Raw genomic sequence first — 15,105 nt, forward strand, 5'->3', positions numbered from 1 at the left:
TGCTGATCATGACTGGCCGCGATTCCCACCAGGGAGGCGACAAGTGACAGTACATGTGTCGCTTGAGAGCTGTCCCGCACTAGTGCTGAATGCCGATTTCAGGCCACTCAGCTACTATCCGCTGTCGCTTTGGTCGTGGCAGGACGCCATCAAGGCGATCTGCCTCGACAGGGTGAACGTTGTCTCGAACTACGACCGGGTGATCAAGTCGCCCAGCCACGAGATGCTGTTGCCCAGTGTCGTCTCGCTCAAGGATTACGTGCGCCCGGCGCGGCATCCAGCCTTCACCCGCTTCAACGTCTTCCTGCGCGACAAATTCCAGTGCCAGTATTGCGGCTCGCGCGACGAGCTGACGTTCGATCACGTCATCCCGCGCTCGAAGGGTGGCCGCACCACGTGGGAGAACGTGGTCGCTGCCTGTGCGCCGTGCAATCTCCGCAAGGCCAACAGGCTGCCGCGCGAGATCAAGATGTTCCCGATGCAGCACCCGTTCCAGCCGACCGTGCACGACCTGCACAATAACGGCCGGGCCTTCCCGCCCAACCACCTGCACCAAAGCTGGCTCGACTATCTCTACTGGGACATCGAGCTCGAGCCATAAGGCTCAGCCCTTCCGCCGCAGCCACATTGCGGTACCGAGCATCAGTACGATAGCGGCCGAGATGATCGCGTTGAAGCCGGCCAGCGACACCCCCAGAATCTCGAACTGGATCGCGTCGCATGGCACGACGCGTGTGGCGTTGATGTTCGACAGGTCCTCGAAGCTCACCTCGACGCCGATGCCGCTGCAGGCTGTAGGACCGGGCCAGAAGCCGTATTCGACGCCGGCGTGATGGCCGGCCATGTAGGTCGACCAGACGAAGATCAGCAGCGCAATCGCCATGGCGATGAACCACACCGTGCGTGGCAGGCGGTTCCAGAAGATCAGGATCAGCGCCAGAACCGGCAGTCCCCAGTAATAGGCAAAGCGCTGCTCGAGGCAGAGCTCGCAGGGCACCAGGCCACCGAAGATCTGCGAGCCCCAGGCGCCGGCGATGGTGGCGAGCCCGAGAACGAAGGAGATCGTGGCGAGAAGCCAGGGACGGTCGGCGGTGAGGCTGTTGGGCACGGTGAGGCTCCAGTCGATGCGGGCGCCATATTCTTGGGCCCGGCACTCAAGTCAACTCAGCCTAGGTCAAGTATCCTTGACCCGGAGGTCACGAGATCGTCACTCGCTCGGGCCCTTCAGCCCCAGCGTCGCCATGACGGCGCGGGCGTTGTCCGGGGCGTGCTCCTTGTCGGTCGAGACGAAGAAGGCGAAGACGTCGCGGGCGGCGCCGGCGTCCGCCGCGTCGGTGACCAGCGGCGCATCCGGTGCGGTCTTTCCCTCGGACCAGGCCCTGAGCCACTGTGCGCGCTGGTCGCGCTCCGCCGGGGTGTAGCTTTCGGCGCCGGGCGCACCCTGCAGACGGGCGTAGGCGAAGTCGGCTGTCTGGTCGGCATAGGGCCAGTCGGCAGTGTCGGCGACGACCAGTGCGACGTTGTGGGCGCGGAGCTGCGCGATGAAACGCGGATCGGCAAAGCTCTTGTGCCTCACCTCGATGGCATGGCGGACGCGGGCAATACCCGTGACGTCGAGATAGGGCGGGTTCTTGCCGTAGTCGGTCTTTCCGGCGAGGGCGAGGAGCGCCAGCGGGGTCTGCGGCAGCAGCGAGAGGAAGGCTTCCATCCGCGTCTCGTCGTAGCTCGAGTTCCCCGGCAGCTGCCAGCAGAACGGGCCGAGCTTCTTGCCCAGCGCCATCACGCCCGAGGCGAAGAAATTAGCGAGCGGCAGCTCCACATCCTTGAGCCGCTTGATGTGGGTGACGAGCTGGTGGCCCTTCACCGTGAAGACGAAATCGTCCGGCGTCTGGCTGGCCCAGTTCTCAAAGCTCGCTGCCTTCTGGTGCGAATAGAAGGTGGCGTTGATCTCGATATTGCCTAGCCGCGCGCTCGAATAGGCGAGCTCGTCTTTCTGCTTCAGCCCCTCGGGGTAGTAGCTCTTGCGCCAGGGCTCGAATACCCAGCCGGCGGTGCCGAGCCTGATCGTGCCTGCCATCGATTTCCCTTCCCCGAATATGCAGGGCGCAGTCTGCGTTGCCCTGCATTGTCAGTCCAGTGGCGCTTGTCTAGTCTCGGCCATGAGGGGTCAGGTTGAGGGACATGATCATGAAGCGCCTCCTGCTCGCCGCCGGCATGATGTCGGCGCTCGCCGTTCCCGTTGCAGCACAGGATATCGGCGGGGACTACGACGTACTCGGCACCAATCTTGATGGTTCGTCCTACCAGGGCACGGCCCAGATCGTGGTCACCAGCGAGACCACCTGCGAAATCTACTGGACCACCGGCGGCACGACGTCGTCGGGCATCTGCATGCGCAACGGCAACGCGTTCTCGGCCGGCTACGTGCTGGGCGACGCCATTGGCCTCGTTATCTACGAGATCCTGGACGACGGTTCGATGGAAGGGCTGTGGACCGTGGCCGGCAAGGATGGCTCCGGGACCGAGAAGCTGACGCCGCAATAGGCGAAGACGATCGAGCGTAGATGTGGTGCCCCCGGTCGGACTCGAACCGACAAGCCTCGCGGCGGCGGATTTTGAGTCCGCTGCGTCTACCAATTCCACCACAGGGGCGCGGGCAAGCCCGTACCATTCCGGCACGGCCGGTGCAACCCTCGCGACCCCTCCGGAGGCTAGATCACCGGAGGGACCCAGGGCTGGTCTTCGCGCCGCTGGGCTGGTCCGCGCTCCAACTCTTCGAGGTGCTCGGCTTCGAGCTCTTCTTCGGCTTCGAGGGCCGCGCCTTCGGCCTTGATGCCCTGAGCGTGTCGCAGGATCGCGGCCGCCGGGCCGGCATGGGCCTCATCGACGCGGGCCGTGACGATGGCGCCGCCGCTGCGGACCTTTTCGACCAGGGCATGAGCCTCGGCTTCCGAAACGCCGGCGCTGGTCAGCGTGCCGACGAGGCCACCCGTCGCGGCGCCGATACCCGCACCTGCGAGCGCCCCGATGGCGGTGGCGAAGAGCCAGCCGCTGGCAACGACCGGGCCGAAACCGGGGATGGTGATGATGCCGAGCCCGGCAAGCAGCCCGCCCGCCGCGCCGAGGCCGGCGCCGACTTCGGCACCGGTGGTGGCGCCTTCGTCGACCGGATCGTCGTCGAAATCGCGCGGGGTCGCGGAAACAAGGCTGATATCGGCATGTGCAATGCCGGCCTCGTGCAGGGCGTGCACGGCCGCGGTCGCATGCTCATAGGTGTCGAACAGTCCGGAAAGGGTCTGCATCGGAGCCTCCTAGGGCATTTTCCCGTTTCGTCGAAACGGGGAAATGCTCCAAGTTACTGAGTTGTCGCGCTTTCGAACCGGAAAAGTCTGCAACTTTTCCTAAAGCGCTCCTTGTTCGAAGAACAACGGGCAAGGGTGGCCCTACGTTCCGTCAGCCCCCGAGCGCCAGGCGGGCGAGGTAGACGGCGAGCACGCCGCCGGCCATCGCGGCGAACAGATTGCGGCTCACGATGTAGATCACAGCCGTCGCCGCGGCGGCGATTGCCTCGGCCATGCCGCCCGCGAGGATCGCTGGGGCGACCAGTGCGGCGAGCACGGCGCCGGGCAAGTGCTTCATCCAGCTGGCGACGAACCCGGTCGAGGGCAGGCGGCTCGCGAGCAGGAACCCGCCGGCGCGGATGGCGAAGGTGACGGCGGCCATGGCGAGGATGGCGACGAGAGCTTCAAGCGACACGGCGGCGCTCCTTCCACGTCTCGGCCAATGCCCCGGCGAAGCTGCCGACGAGGCCACCGACGATGATGTACCAGTTGCCCTCGATCAGCTGCGAGGTGGCGATGGCGGCGAGCGCTGCAACGATCCACGGCACCAGATCGCCGCGCCCCTTCCACATGCCAAGCAGCAGGGCGAGGAAGGTGGCGGTGAAGGCGAAATCGAGCCCGTATTTCGTCGGATCGTCGATGAAGGCGCCGAGCACCAGGCCGATCAGGGTCGATGCCATCCACGAGAACCAGCAGAGCGTGCCGACGCCCAGGTAGAACGCAACGCTGCCGGTGCCCTTGTGCACCTCGGTCATGGTCATGGCCCAGGATTCGTCGGAGACGAAGAACGTCGCTCCGAGCGCCGCCGGCAGCGGCAATGGGGCGATCAGGGGCCGCAGCGTTGCTGACATTAGGAGGAGGCGGAGGTTCACGATCGCCGCCGCGATGACGATCGAGAGGATCGGCAGGCTGCCGGGTGTCCACATCTCGAGCACGACGAACTGGCTCGAGCCCGCAAAGACGAGGCCGCTCATCAGCGCCACTTCCAGCACGCTCATTCCGGCTTGCCCGGCGAGCACGCCCCAGACGAGGCCGTAGGCCGCGATGGAGACGGCGACCGGTGAGAACATCCGCGCGCCCAGCCAATACTGGTCTCGTGCTTTGTGTGGGGCAGGTGCGTGCATGGCGCGACGCTATAGTAAGTCGGCAGGGTTTGGTGATGAGAGTTGGTGATCGGATCGATCAAGCGCGATGATGGCGGGACGCAAGTGCTCTGTCCCCTCCGTCCCTACCAACCCGTTGACCGGCCACACGTTGCGGCGCTAGACAGTCCCCCGTGCGTTCGAACCCAACAGTGCTCCGACCCGCCTGCATCTTCCCTTGAGATGTGAAGTGGCCCGCCCCGCCGACACGATACCGGCCCGGGCAGGGACAAACGCCGCCGCATTGAACTGGGATTTCGGAGTTACCTATGAACGATCATAGCAAGCCGCTCTGGCAGCGCTTTCTCGTCTTTCTCGTGCCGCTGATGGTCAGCAACATCCTGCAGTCGCTGTCGGGCACGATCAACAATATCTATATCGGCCAGATGATCGGCGTGAAGGCGCTCGCCGCCGTCTCGGTGTTCTTCCCCATCATGATCTTCCTGATCTCGTTCGTGATCGGCCTCGCCTCGGGCGCTTCGATCCTGATCGGGCAGGCCTGGGGCGCGAAGAACATGCAGAAGATCAAGGAAGTGACCGGCACCACCCTGACGGTGGGCTTCCTTATGGGCCTGTTCGTCGCCGTCTTGGGCGGATTCTTCGCGCAGAACCTGATGGAGCTGCTGGGAGCGCCGGCCGACATCGTTGCGGAAGGGACGGCCTATGGCCGCGTAATGCTCATCGGCATGCCCGGCTTCTTCGTCTTCCTCCTCATCACCTCGATGCTGCGCGGTGTGGGTGACACGATCACCCCGCTGTTCACGCTGATCTTTTCGATCGGCGTCGGCCTCGTCGTCACTCCGGCGCTGATCCAGGGCTGGTGGGGCCTGCCGCAGATCGGCGTGCTCGCCGCCGCCGTGGCGTTCATCGCCGGCTTCGTCGCGGTGCTGATCTTCCTTTATTTCTACCTCAACGCGCGGAAGAGCCCGATGGCGCCCGACGCCGAGCTGATCCGCAACCTCAAGGTCGATGTGAAGCTCCTCGGCCTCATCCTCAAGCTCGGCATCCCGGCCGGCGTCGCCATGGTGGTGTCGTCGATCTCGGCTATCGTCATCGTCGGCATCGTCAACCGCTTCGGCTCCGACGCAACCGCCGCTTATGGCGCGGTGAACCAGGTGCTGAGCTATGTGCAGTTCCCGGCTATGTCGATCGGCATCGCCTCGGCGATCTTCGCGGCGCAGGCGATCGGCGCCCGGCGCTTCGACGAAGTCGAGAACGTGACGCGCACGGCGGCGATCATCAACCTCGTGTTCACCGGCGCGCTGGTGCTTCTCGCCTATATCTTCTCGGAGGTCGTGGTCCGGCTGTTCATCACCGAGCAGCAGGTGGTCGAACTCACCCAGACGCTGCTGCACATCGTGTTGTGGAGCTGCCTGTTGTTCGGCTGGGGCTCGATCTTTTCGGCGGTGATGCGCGCCTCGGGCGATGTGTGGATCCCGATGAGCCTGTCGCTGGCGGCGATCATCCTCGTCGAGGTGCCGGCGGCGCTGGCGCTCAGCCACTTCTTCGGACTGGAGGGCGTCTGGTGGGGCTACTGCCTCAGCTTCGCAGCACTGCTGCTGTTCCAGGCGACGTATTATTTTGGCTGGTGGCGGAAGAAGGAAATCGTGGCGCTGGTGTAGAGACGCGCCTCGATGTCGCCTCGCGGGTAGCCATCCGCGGGGCATATTTTTGCCGCTTGACTTAGAGTGCGCTCGAACCCCTAGCCTCGGATGCGTCGTGGCAAGGAAGGCATAATGAAGATCGGAGAACTGGCCAAGCGTGCGGGATTTTCCGCCCACACCCTGCGCTACTACGAGCGGATCGGGCTGCTTCCCTATGCAGACCGGGACCAGTCGGGACAGCGCGACTACGACGCGTCGATCCTCAGCTGGGTCGAGTTTCTCGGCCGCCTTAAGGCGACCGGAATGCCGATCCGTGAAATGCTGGCTTATGCGGTCCTGCGCGAGCGCGGCGCCGCAACGGAGCCGGAGCGTCGAGAGCTGCTCGAACAGCATCGCGAACGCGTGCGTTCGAAGCTCGCCGAGCTCACCGATTGCCTCCTCGTCCTCGACACCAAAATCGCCGGCTATGCCGGCACGACCATGAGGATGAAGGAATATGACGCAGAACTCCCAGAGCGCCGGCAAAAGCCGGCCCCCGCACGCCGGGCAGTCGCCCGCTGGGGCTGACATCGGCGCTGCCGCTTCGGCGCCGATGAAGAGCCGCAGGCTCGGCCCTCACCTGACCGTATCCGCCGTCGGCCTCGGCTGCATGGGCATGAGCCACGCCTATGGCGGGCAGGACGAGGCCGACGCGATCCGTACGCTGCACCGCGCAGTAGAGCTTGGCGTCACCTTCTTCGACACGGCCGAAGTCTATGGTCCGTTCGAGAACGAAATTCTCGTCGGCAAGGCGCTGCGGCCGTTCCGCGACAAGGTGGTGATTGCCACCAAGTTCGGTTTCAAGATCGATCCGGGCAAGACGGGCACCGACGCCATGGTCGGCGTGGACGGCAGGCCTGAGCACGCCCGCGAAGTCGTCGAAGCCTCGCTCAGGCGCCTCGGTGTCGACGCGATCGACCTCTTCTACCTGCATCGCATGGACCCGCAGGTGCCGATCGAGGACACCGTTGGGGCCATGGCGAAGCTGGTGAAGGAAGGAAAGGTACGGGCCCTCGGCCTCTCCGAAGTGGGTGCCGATATCATCCGGCGCGCGCATGCCGTTCATCCGATCTCGGCCCTCCAAAGCGAGTACTCGCTCTGGACCCGCGATCCGGAGGGCGAAATCCTCGACACCTGCCGTGAGCTCGGGATCGGCTTTGTCCCGTTCAGCCCGCTCGGCCGCGGCTTCCTCACCGGCGCCATCCAGAAGCCGGAGGACCTCGGCAGCAACGACTTCCGGCGCGGGTTGCCCCGCTTCAGTCCCGAGAACATGGCTGCCAATGCGGCGCTGGTGGACCTGCTCGAAGAGATGGCGGCGGAAAAGCAGGTGACGGCGGCACAGCTGGCGCTCGCTTGGGTCATCAACCAGGGCGACTTCATCGTGCCGATCCCCGGCGCACGGAAGCTCCCGCATCTCGAGCAGAACGTCGCGGCGGCAGCCATCGCGCTCACGCCGGACGAATTGACGACACTTGGCGACCTGCTGTCGCCCGAGAAGTTCGCCGGCACGCGCTATGGCAACACGGGCGCCTGGGTCACCAAGCGGTAGGCGCTGCTAGCGCGTACGGCCCCAGTGTTCGAGCCAATCGACGCCGAAGGCCACGATCTCGTCGGCGGGAACGAGCACCGAGCTCGCCTCGCCGACTTTGCCGCGCTCGCCGCGACCGGTGGCGAGGAACGCCTCGACGATCGTCGCGAAATAATCGTCGGGCAGGCCGTCGGGCGGGTCGGAAGTGTCGAACTCCTCGAACCAGCGCCAGATCCCTTGCCCGTCAATGAGGATCGGTGCCTCATAGCGGACCACGCGCTTGTCCGGGAAATCGGCGAGGTGCTCGGCGTGGTGCAGGATCGTCATGGTGTCGAGCGGCGCGCCCAGCATCAGCACCTTGCCGCGCGACTCGACGAGCTTCCCGAGCGGGGATTGCGGCCCGTAGCCATAATCAAGCGCGTGGTCCGCCGTGAACCACTCCGCCTGGCCGCCGAGCGCTGCCATCGACGCACCGGGGTTGCCGCTGCGCAGGGCGCCGGGTGTGGTGCGTAGAAGTTCCGGCCAGTAGCCGTTGTCCCGGGTGGCGCGCGAGCGCGCCGGATCGAACGCCGGCAGGTGGTCGCGAAGTGCCGGATCGTCGCGCTGCTCGTCCTCGAGCTGCCAGTCGGTATAGCCGAGGATCGTGCCCTCGGGGCCGAGCACATCGCGCAAGCCGTCGACGATCGTGTCCGGCCCGCCGGCAATCGGGCCGGCCTTACGGAGCGCCGCATGCACCAGCACAGCATCGCCCCTCTTGAGGCCGATGCCGGCGAGGTCCGCGGCTAGGCTGGTGCGAGTTGCCGTCAGCGAGCAGCCCCGGCGTAGCGGCGCTCGGGTGGCAGCGCTTCGACCACGTTTTCGTGCTCGGCATCATAGTCCATGCGAGAGCGCTGCACTTCGCCCTGGTGCACCTCGGCCCAGGTCCACAGCGAGGCGATCGGCCCCTCAAGGCTGCGGCCGAGATCGGTCAGCCGATATTCGACCCGCGGCGGGATCTCGGGAAACACCGTCCGGGTGACGAGGCCGTCGCGCTCGAGATTGCGCAGGGTCAGCGTCAGCATGCGCTGGCTGATGCCGCCTATGGTGTGGCGCAGCTCATTGAAGCGCATGGTCTTCTTGCTGAGATAGCCGACGATCATCACGCTCCACTTGTCGCCGATCCGGTTGAGGATATCGGCCATGGCGTTGCAGGTTTCGCTCCTGCCGGGAATTGGTTTCATCTTGTGCCCTCCAATGGGCAAAAATCTTTGGTTCCTAATATAGACGCAGTTACCGTTTGTGACTAGGGGTACGCCCCGCTGCCGCCATGAGGAGACCCGGGCAATGACGTCGCGCATCGAAAAGCTGGTGGACCAAATGACCCTCGAGGAGCAGGTCAGCCTGCTCTCGGGCGAAGACTTCTGGTCCCTTCCCGCCATTTCGAGGCTAGGCATCGGCAAGCTGCGCGTCACGGACGGGCCGAACGGTGCCCGCGGCGGCGGCTCGCTGATCGGCGGCGTCAAGTCCGCGGCTTTCCCGGTCGGCATCGCACTCGGCGCAACGTGGAATGTCGGACTCCTCGAGGAGATCGGCGTGGCGCTGGCCGAGGAAGTGAAGTCGAAAGGCGCGCATGTGAGCCTCGCGCCGACGGTCAATCTCCACCGCACGGTCAGCAATGGCCGCAATTTCGAGTGCTATTCCGAGGATCCGATCCTCACTGCGAAGCTCGCCGTCGGCTATATCGGCGGGCTGCAGAGCCAGCGCGTCTCGGCGACGATCAAGCATTTCGTCGGCAACGAATCCGAGATCGAGCGCACGACGATCAGCTCCGAGATCGACGAGCGGGCGCTGCGCGAACTCTATCTCGTGCCGTTCGAGCACGCGGTGAAGGACGCTGGCACGTGGGGCATCATGAGCTCGTACAACCGGCTCAACGGTACCTACACCAGCGAGAACCAGTGGCTGCTCGACCAGGTGCTCCGCAACGAGTGGCGCTACGACGGCATCGTGATGTCGGATTGGTTCGGCTCGCATGCCACCGCCCCCACGGTCAATGCCGGGCTCGATCTCGAAATGCCCGGCCCGGCCCGCGATCGCGGCGAAAAGCTCGTTGCCGCCGTCGAAGCCGGCGAGGTCAGCCGCGACACGGTGCGCATCCGCGTCCTCAACATCCTCCGCCTGATGGAGCGTACCGGCGCGCTCGACGATCGCAGCGCGTTCGAGGAGAAGGCCGAGGATCGCGCCGAGCATCGCGCGCTGATCCGTCGTGCCGGTGCCGAGGGCGCGGTGCTGCTCAAGAATGCCGACGACATCCTGCCACTCGTCGCGCAGGGGACGATCGCGGTGATCGGTCCCAACGCAAGGACCGCACAGATCATGGGTGGCGGTTCGGCCCAGCTCAATCCGCACTATCGCGTCTCGCCGTGGGACGGGCTGGCCGCCGCGCTCGGCGTCGAGCGACTGCGCTATGCCGAAGGCGCGCTGAACAACCGGTTCGAGCCGGCGGTTACTGGTTCGATGGCGGTCGACTACTTCAACAACGCAACCCTTACCGGCGAGCCGGTGTTCAGCGAGAGGCTGAACGGCGGCGAGGTGATGTGGTTCTATCCGCCTGGCGGCAAGGTGGATCTCACCGGTTTTTCGGCGCGTCTCGGCGCCACGTTCACGCCGGAGCATTCCGGTGCCCACAATGTCGGCGTGTATGCCGCCGGCTATGCGCGTGTACTCGTCGATGGCGTCGTGATCGCCGATGCGTCGGCTGCCCATTGGCAGCCCGGACGCACTTATTTCGAGGAAGGCTGCGACGAGGTGGTCGGACTGGTCGAAATGACGGCAGGGCGCAGCTATGAGGTAGTGGTCGAGTTCGTCTCCAAGCCGGCGCGCGTACTTGGTATCTCGGCACTGCATGTCGGTATCGGCCGGCCGCTCGGCGACGAGGCGATCGCAGATGCCGTGGCCGTTGCGCGCGATGCCGAGACGGCCATCGTCTTCGTCGGCCGCAACGGCGAATGGGATACCGAAGGCAGCGACCTGACCTCGATCGCTCTGCCCGGCCGCCAGGACGAGCTGATCCGCGCCGTTGCCGCGGCCAACCCGCGCACCATCGTCGTGCTGCAGACCGGCGGGCCGATCGAGATGCCGTGGCTGGGCGAAGTCGCGGCGGTGCTCGAGGCCTGGTATCCGGGGCAGGAGGCCGGCAATGCCATCGCCGACGTGCTCACCGGCGCCGCTGGGCCGGGCGGACGCCTGCCGCAGACCTTCCCGATCAAGTGGGCCGATCACCCGGCCCAGTCGCAGGATCGCGAGGTCTATCCCGGCCTCGATGGCAAGGTGCGCTACGAGGAGGGCGTGTTCATCGGCTATCGCCACTACGAGCGCCACGGCATCGCCCCGCTGTTCCCCTTCGGCTTCGGCCTCGGCTACACCAGCTTCGCGCTTGATGATCTCGAGGTGGACGCGAGCGGGTTCGAGGCGGATGGCGCGGTCACGGTATCGGTGACCGTCGAGAACACCGGCAAGCGGCCTGGATCAGAAGTCGTGCAGCTCTACATCTCCGACCCCGAAGCCTCCGTGCCGCGCCCCGGCCGCGAGCTCAAAGCCTTCGAGAAGGTTTTCCTCGGCCCGGGCGAGAAGCTGCGGATCACCCTTCCGCTCGACGCCCGCGCCTTCGCCTTCTATCGGGTCGAGGCGAAGCACTGGCTGGTTGAGCCCGGGACGTTCGTCGTCCGCGTGGCGCAGAACGCCGCCGATGAGGGGCTGACGGCCGAAATCAGCCGGCAGAACCGGCTGATGCTGCCGGTGTAAGTGCGACGCTGAAGCAGACGGACCCGTCCCCATCCTCCCCCCATAGCGGGGGAGGTGCTTTGCCGGTGCGTCAGGCTCGATCCGGCCACAAGCTCGCCTCTTTCACCTCCCCCTTCATGGGGGAGGCCGGGAGGGGCCGCCTCTATCAGTTGGATACCGCCTACGCCGTCTTCCCAAACTGCGCTGCGTGCATGCCGACATAGTAGCTCAGGTTGTCGTCCGCCAATCCCAGCCCCTCCATCACCGCCGCCATGAACGCCACCGGCGAGACCCCACCCGCCGTGACGATGCCGCCATCGCTCACCGCAGCCTCCGTATCGCGATAGAGCGCCGTCCCGGCATAGCCGGTGAAATCGAGATAGCCGGCGCCATTGCTGGTGTGGCGCACCGTGTCGAGCAGCCCCGCCCGCGCGCCAGCAACGGTCGCATCGCAAATGAGCCCGATCAGCTTGCCCTTGGCCTTCGCGTCCTGCAGCAGCGGCGCGATATCCGGGGCCTCCGGCGATTGCCACGCCGTCCCGCCGCAGACGATGATGGCGTCGTAATCAGCCGGGTCGACATCCTCCAGCGTCAGCGCCGAGGACACGGTCATGCCGCCAGATGAGGTAACCGGTCGTCCGCCGGGGGTCGCGAAGCGGGTCTCCACCTTGTAGAAGGCGTGAGCGACGGCGTTGAGCAACGCCGTTTCCCAGTCGGCAAAGCCTTCGGTGAGGATGGTGAGGATGGTCGTCATTTGCTGTCTCCTTGATCGATGCGAGGAGCCTAGCCGCGCCACTCGCCCGATTTTGTCAGCAGCGGCCTGAGCCATGGCCAAGCGCTCCGAACGGCTGCTCAACCTGATGCAGGCCTTGCGTCGCCGCCGGCGTCCCGTCGCCGGGCAGGTGCTGGCCGAAGAGATGGGCGTGTCGCTGCGCTCGCTCTATCGCGACATCGAGACGCTGAAATCCATGGGTGCCGCCATCGACGGCGAAGCCGGCGTCGGCTTCCAGCTGCGGGCCGAACACTTCCTGCCGCCGCTGATGTTCAGCAACGAGGAACTGGAAGCGCTGGTCCTAGGCCTCCGTGGCCTGATCTACGGCCCCGACGCGGAGATGGCGCTCACGGCGCGCGACGCGAGCAGCAAGATCGAGGCGGTGCTGCCCAAGCCGATGCGGGACGAGATGACCTCGATCGGCCTCTTCGTCATCCCGCCGCGCGAGATCGATCCGGACAACCTGCTCGGACGGCTGCGCCGTGCGCTGCGCGAGGAAAGGCAGGTCTGGCTCGGTTATCGCGACAAGTCGGGCGCCATCACCGAGCGCACGGTGCATCCGGTGGCGCTGGGTTATTTCGAAGGCCACCAGACGCTCGCCGCCTGGTGCACCCTGCGCCAGGATTTCCGCAGTTTCCGCGTCGACGGCATCACGGCGCTGGATGTGCTCGAAGCGCCTCTGCCCGAGCCGCGGCGTACGCTATTCCATCGCTGGGCCAGCGCCCGAGATCTGCCGGATTTGACGTAGATTCGACGCGCTTTCGAACCGCAAGAGTTTGCAACTCTTCCTGAAAGCGCTTTGGAAGCGGTGATCCCTCAAAAACCCTTGATCTCAACTCGCGGGCGGTTGAGCGGCGCAGGCGCCGTTGCTAAAACCCTCGCGGCCCCGAGACCAATTGCTATCCGGAGGCGCCTTGTTCGCCCAACTCCGCCGCCGTATTGCCGCCAGCCTCATGGTTGCCCTCGCCGTGTTCGGCACGACACCCGCCTGGGCCGTGCCGATGCTGCTCGTCGATGCGCAGACCTTTGAAGTGCTCTATGCCGAAGAGGCCGGGCAGCCCTGGCATCCGGCCTCGCTCACCAAGCTGATGACGGCCTATGTCGCCTTCCGCGCCATCGAAGCCGGGCGGATCAGTCTCGATGATCCGATCAAGATCTCCAAGAATGCCTGGAACCAGGCGCCATCGAAATCCGGGCTCAAGGTTGGCTCTTCGATCACCCTGCGCGACGCGCTCTACGTGCTCGTCGTCAAATCGGCCAATGACATCGCGGTCGCCATCGCTGAAGGCATCTCGGGCTCGGTGCCGGCGTTTGTCGACGAAATGAACGAGATGGCCGCCGCCATGGGCATGTCGGCGACCCACTACGTCAACCCCAATGGGCTCCATTCCGAGGAACAGGTCACCTCAGCGCGCGACCTCGCCATCCTCGCCCTCATCATCCGGCGCGATTATCCGCAATATGCCGATATGTTCGGCACCGAGGCGGTGCGGCTGGGCAAGGCCAAGCTCGAATCCAATAACGGCCTGCTCGAGCACTTCCTCGGCACCACCGGCATGAAGACGGGCTATGTGTGCGCCTCCGGCCTCAACATTGTCGCCACTGTCGATCGCGGCGGCCGCTCGATGCTGGCCGTGGTGCTGGGTGGAGTGTCGGCGCGCGAGCGCAACGAACTGACGGCCGAGCTCTTCCTGCGCGGCTTCGCCAATGTGCTCACCGGCACCGGGCAGAACGTCGTGCAGCTCAGCAATATCGCGGCGCCGCCGGCGAACATGCGCTCGAAGATCTGCGGCAAGGAGGCAAAGGCCTATGTCGCCGAGCGCGAGGCCGCTTTCCCGATGGGCCTCAAGGGCCACCCGAGCTACCTGACCGACAAAATCACGGGCAAGGAATACACCGCCACCGATCTCGGCATCATGGTCGACGACGTGCCCCTGCCGCGCCCGCGCCCCAACTGGGCCCCGGCAGCGGTTGCGGCGGTGGAGCAGTAGCTCAGGCCCTCACGATCGCGAACCGATAGGTGTCGCCGTCCTGCGACACGTCGCAGGTATGGCCGTTTTGCCGGCAGTAGAGCGGGATATCGACCTTGGCCATGGGGTCGGTGGCAAGCACCACCAGCTCCGCGCCTGCCACGAGTTGCGACAGGCGCTTTTCCATCTTCAAGACGGGCAGCGGGCATTTCAGCCCGCGGCAGTCGAGCGTCTCGGCCTCAGTTGCCAAGCACCAGCACCCAGTAGACGCCGTGCGCCGAGTTCGGATCGTAGGAGACACCGAGGCCGGCGCGCGTCGCGCCCTGCGTCGCCAGAGCCGCGGCATCGGCCGGCACGTTACGCCAGCCCGAGAATACCTCAGCAAAGGTCGGGTAGCCGGCACTGAGCCGCATCGCCAGCGCCCCGGGCGGCAGCAGCGGCTGGCCGCCGGTCTTGGCATAGTTGACGGCAAGCGTCTGCGCGGTCGAGTCCAGCAGCGTATCGCCGCGCACATCCGCCGCGCCCTGCGAGCGGCGGAAATCGTTGAGCAGGAATAGCGCCTCGACGCGGTTGAGCTGCGCCCCCGGCACATTCATCGGCGCCGTCAGCCCCGGCGACAGCGCGCCGCCACCTCCGGCCGAACAGGCCGCCAGCAGTGCGGTGACGGCCGCGGCAGCAAGGATTCGAGCGAGTTTGGGGGTGGGCATGGTGCAACTCCGTGCGTGGCCGGTTGAGCCGGCGTGGCCGACATGCAGTTTGGTGACCCCGATGAGATTCGAACTCATGGCCTCAGGATTAGGAATCCTGCGCTCTATCCTGCTGAGCTACGGGGTCTTCGAACCGTGGGCAGAGCACATAGCAAATGAGCGCGGCGGTGCAAACAGCGAAGCGGAGAGATGTTTGCTCCTCGCTCGATACGCAGCCGTTGGGCTGAGCCAAGCTGCGCC

Annotated in this window: 18 protein-coding genes and 2 tRNA genes; 8 read left to right on the forward strand and 12 right to left on the reverse strand. The window is 65.6% G+C overall.

The window, feature by feature from the left end; genetic code table 11:
* Positions 1 to 43 precede the first annotated feature (43 nt).
* Complete coding sequence (locus tag ACOYW5_RS18580) at positions 44 to 601, forward strand: HNH endonuclease (protein ID WP_423066374.1); 558 nt, start codon at positions 44 to 46, stop codon at positions 599 to 601.
* Positions 602 to 604: 3 nt separating this feature from the next.
* Here ACOYW5_RS18580 and ACOYW5_RS18585 read toward each other — a convergent pair whose 3' ends face one another.
* Both ACOYW5_RS18585 and ACOYW5_RS18590 read right to left on the reverse strand, forming a co-directional pair.
* Positions 605 to 1,108, reverse strand: a complete 504-nt coding sequence (locus tag ACOYW5_RS18585) for a disulfide bond formation protein B (RefSeq protein WP_423066375.1) — start codon at positions 1,106 to 1,108, stop codon at positions 605 to 607.
* A 99-nt stretch (positions 1,109 to 1,207) separates the two neighbouring features.
* Positions 1,208 to 2,077, reverse strand: a complete 870-nt coding sequence (locus tag ACOYW5_RS18590) for a DUF72 domain-containing protein (protein WP_423066376.1) — start codon at positions 2,075 to 2,077, stop codon at positions 1,208 to 1,210.
* Positions 2,078 to 2,187: 110 nt separating this feature from the next.
* Between ACOYW5_RS18590 and ACOYW5_RS18595 the strand changes: the two genes are divergently transcribed.
* Positions 2,188 to 2,544, forward strand: coding sequence for a hypothetical protein (locus ACOYW5_RS18595; RefSeq protein WP_423066377.1), 357 nt, complete (start codon positions 2,188 to 2,190; stop codon positions 2,542 to 2,544).
* Positions 2,545 to 2,567: 23 nt separating this feature from the next.
* On the opposite strand, the gene ACOYW5_RS18600 is transcribed toward ACOYW5_RS18595, so the two are convergent.
* The 4 genes from ACOYW5_RS18600 to ACOYW5_RS18615 all read right to left on the reverse strand — a co-directional run bounded on the left by ACOYW5_RS18600 (position 2,568) and on the right by ACOYW5_RS18615 (position 4,411).
* A tRNA-Leu gene (locus ACOYW5_RS18600) sits at positions 2,568 to 2,652 on the reverse strand.
* Between the two features lie 59 nt (positions 2,653 to 2,711).
* A complete protein-coding gene (locus ACOYW5_RS18605) occupies positions 2,712 to 3,302 on the reverse strand; it encodes a hypothetical protein (RefSeq protein WP_423066378.1) in 591 nt (196 codons plus the stop codon).
* 151 nt (positions 3,303 to 3,453) lie between these two features.
* Positions 3,454 to 3,756, reverse strand: a complete 303-nt coding sequence (locus ACOYW5_RS18610) for an AzlD domain-containing protein (protein ID WP_423066379.1) — start codon at positions 3,754 to 3,756, stop codon at positions 3,454 to 3,456.
* Entirely contained in the window at positions 3,746 to 4,411 is a 666-nt protein-coding gene (locus ACOYW5_RS18615) for an AzlC family ABC transporter permease (RefSeq protein WP_423066380.1), read from the reverse strand. The genes ACOYW5_RS18610 and ACOYW5_RS18615 overlap by 11 nt, the downstream gene beginning before the upstream one ends.
* A gap of 341 nt (positions 4,412 to 4,752) precedes the next feature.
* On the opposite strand from ACOYW5_RS18615, the gene ACOYW5_RS18620 reads away from it, so the two are divergent.
* From ACOYW5_RS18620 to ACOYW5_RS18630, 3 genes are all read left to right on the forward strand, one after another.
* Positions 4,753 to 6,105 (forward strand): MATE family efflux transporter, encoded by a 1,353-nt coding sequence (locus tag ACOYW5_RS18620; protein ID WP_423066381.1) that lies wholly within the window; start codon positions 4,753 to 4,755, stop codon positions 6,103 to 6,105.
* A 114-nt stretch (positions 6,106 to 6,219) separates the two neighbouring features.
* On the forward strand, positions 6,220 to 6,654 hold the full coding sequence (locus tag ACOYW5_RS18625) for a MerR family transcriptional regulator (protein ID WP_423066382.1): 435 nt from the start codon (positions 6,220 to 6,222) through the stop codon (positions 6,652 to 6,654).
* 25 nt (positions 6,655 to 6,679) lie between these two features.
* Positions 6,680 to 7,675, forward strand: coding sequence for an aldo/keto reductase (locus tag ACOYW5_RS18630; protein WP_423066383.1), 996 nt, complete (start codon positions 6,680 to 6,682; stop codon positions 7,673 to 7,675).
* A gap of 6 nt (positions 7,676 to 7,681) precedes the next feature.
* Here ACOYW5_RS18630 and aac(3) read toward each other — a convergent pair whose 3' ends face one another.
* Entirely contained in the window at positions 7,682 to 8,461 is a 780-nt protein-coding gene (gene aac(3) / locus ACOYW5_RS18635; protein WP_423069501.1) for an aminoglycoside 3-N-acetyltransferase, read from the reverse strand.
* Entirely contained in the window at positions 8,458 to 8,874 is a 417-nt protein-coding gene (locus ACOYW5_RS18640) for a winged helix-turn-helix transcriptional regulator (RefSeq protein ID WP_423066384.1), read from the reverse strand. The genes aac(3) and ACOYW5_RS18640 overlap by 4 nt, the downstream gene beginning before the upstream one ends.
* 103 nt (positions 8,875 to 8,977) lie before the next feature.
* On the opposite strand from ACOYW5_RS18640, the gene ACOYW5_RS18645 reads away from it, so the two are divergent.
* On the forward strand, positions 8,978 to 11,437 hold the full coding sequence (locus tag ACOYW5_RS18645; protein WP_423066385.1) for a beta-glucosidase family protein: 2,460 nt from the start codon (positions 8,978 to 8,980) through the stop codon (positions 11,435 to 11,437).
* A 160-nt stretch (positions 11,438 to 11,597) separates the two neighbouring features.
* Here the strand turns inward: ACOYW5_RS18645 and ACOYW5_RS18650 are convergent, their stop codons facing one another.
* Positions 11,598 to 12,170, reverse strand: a complete 573-nt coding sequence (locus ACOYW5_RS18650) for a DJ-1/PfpI family protein (RefSeq protein WP_423066386.1) — start codon at positions 12,168 to 12,170, stop codon at positions 11,598 to 11,600.
* 73 nt (positions 12,171 to 12,243) lie between these two features.
* Here ACOYW5_RS18650 and ACOYW5_RS18655 point away from each other — a divergent pair, with 73 nt between their 5' ends.
* Together ACOYW5_RS18655 and ACOYW5_RS18660 are read left to right on the forward strand one after the other, a co-directional pair.
* Entirely contained in the window at positions 12,244 to 12,936 is a 693-nt protein-coding gene (locus tag ACOYW5_RS18655; protein WP_423066387.1) for a helix-turn-helix transcriptional regulator, read from the forward strand.
* Between the two features lie 166 nt (positions 12,937 to 13,102).
* The gene (locus ACOYW5_RS18660; RefSeq protein WP_423066388.1) at positions 13,103 to 14,179 is read left to right on the forward strand and encodes a D-alanyl-D-alanine carboxypeptidase family protein; all 1,077 of its coding nucleotides are present in this window, start codon (positions 13,103 to 13,105) and stop codon (positions 14,177 to 14,179) included.
* Between the two features lies 1 nt (position 14,180).
* Here the strand turns inward: ACOYW5_RS18660 and ACOYW5_RS18665 are convergent, their stop codons facing one another.
* From ACOYW5_RS18665 to ACOYW5_RS18675, 3 genes are all read right to left on the reverse strand, one after another.
* Positions 14,181 to 14,408, reverse strand: a complete 228-nt coding sequence (locus ACOYW5_RS18665) for a sulfurtransferase TusA family protein (protein WP_423066389.1) — start codon at positions 14,406 to 14,408, stop codon at positions 14,181 to 14,183.
* Positions 14,398 to 14,865 carry a CAP domain-containing protein gene (locus ACOYW5_RS18670; protein ID WP_423066390.1) on the reverse strand — a complete coding sequence of 156 codons (468 nt, stop codon included), beginning with the start codon at positions 14,863 to 14,865 and terminating at the stop codon, positions 14,398 to 14,400. Before ACOYW5_RS18670 ends, ACOYW5_RS18665 begins: the two co-directional genes overlap by 11 nt.
* Positions 14,866 to 14,915: 50 nt before the next feature.
* Positions 14,916 to 14,992: transfer RNA gene (locus tag ACOYW5_RS18675), tRNA-Arg, on the reverse strand.
* Positions 14,993 to 15,105: the final 113 nt, after the last annotated feature.

The organism is Devosia sp. CN2-171 (assembly GCF_049354815.1).
GTDB lineage: Bacteria > Pseudomonadota > Alphaproteobacteria > Rhizobiales > Devosiaceae > Devosia_A.